The following is a 1,137-nucleotide window of genomic DNA, read 5'->3' as shown; positions in this document are numbered from 1 at the left end:
CAGCCATTCAAGGAGTTTCAGGTGGAGATAATACAGGGGAAACTTCGAATTTTCAGACCTATGACAATACTGGATCTTACGAGACCCCTGATTCTGTTTCTACAAATTTGCTCAACGGTTATGGATTCATCACGTACTTCTATAATAATACGGATGCTGGCAGCGAAACACTTCCAATAACCTTGGATGCTTCCGGTCTAGAACCATCTTCTGATGTGAGTGTAGATTTAAATATTTCTAATTCAGTAAGTAGCAGTTATTTTACTATGATAGGTAACCCATATGCCACTAATTTTAACTTAAATTCTATTACAGTAACTGGTGGCACTATACAAAATAATGTTGCTTTCTGGGATAATGGTGCAAGTTCTTATTCTGCTGAGGATCGTACCACTCCGTACATTGTTGAGCCTTGGCAAGGACTTTGGGTAGAATCTGCTGACGCTGCTACTTCTATTTCAATGCCTACTTCGGGTAAAACAACATCGTCAGCAACAGGTACTTTCTTTTCGAAAGAAAACCCGAATAGTGGTGATATAAACTTTACGCTATCCTCAGAAAATACTTTTGATAAAGCAATAAGATTGAGTGCACGACCTGATGCAATAATTGGGTACGATGTTGCAGATGCATCAAAATTCACACCGCTACTAAATTCTTTTGCTACGATGGCTTTTGTAGGTAAGATTGATAATGAAGATAAACTACAGTCTGTATTCTCTGTACCTTCAAATCTAGAAGATAAAGTTACTATTCCGTTAAGAGTTAATGCGAATGGAGTTTCAGGTGAGTTTGCGTTCGCATGGGAAAACTTAGATAGTATCTCAGATGATTGGGAAATCACACTTACAGATCACGAAACCGGTACAAACGTTTCGTTAAGAGAAGTTGACTCTTACACATTTATGATTGAAGCCGCAAAAGAAAAATCAGTGCGTACAGTATTAGACGTTGCCACTGTAATGGAGAGTGATGATACCTCAATCAACCGTTTCAGCATAACGATTGCCCCAAACACCAGCGTAAGCAATGAGCCGGATACCAAGCCAACAGCCTTTGCTTTGAATCAGAACTACCCAAATCCGTTTAACCCAAGCACAACGATTTCTTATTCGGTAGGACAAACCGGACCGGTAA

The 1,137-nt window shown here is 39.5% G+C and carries 1 protein-coding gene; it reads left to right on the top strand.

Features of this window, described 5'->3' with window-relative positions:
• A partial coding sequence (locus ABJV04_RS02435) for a hypothetical protein (protein ID WP_348489550.1) occupies window positions 1–1,137 on the top strand: 1,137 nt, incomplete at both ends.

This window comes from Aliiglaciecola sp., assembly GCF_039982535.1.
GTDB lineage: Bacteria > Pseudomonadota > Gammaproteobacteria > Enterobacterales > Alteromonadaceae > Aliiglaciecola.
This window is presented reverse-complemented; position numbering and strand designations above follow the sequence as displayed.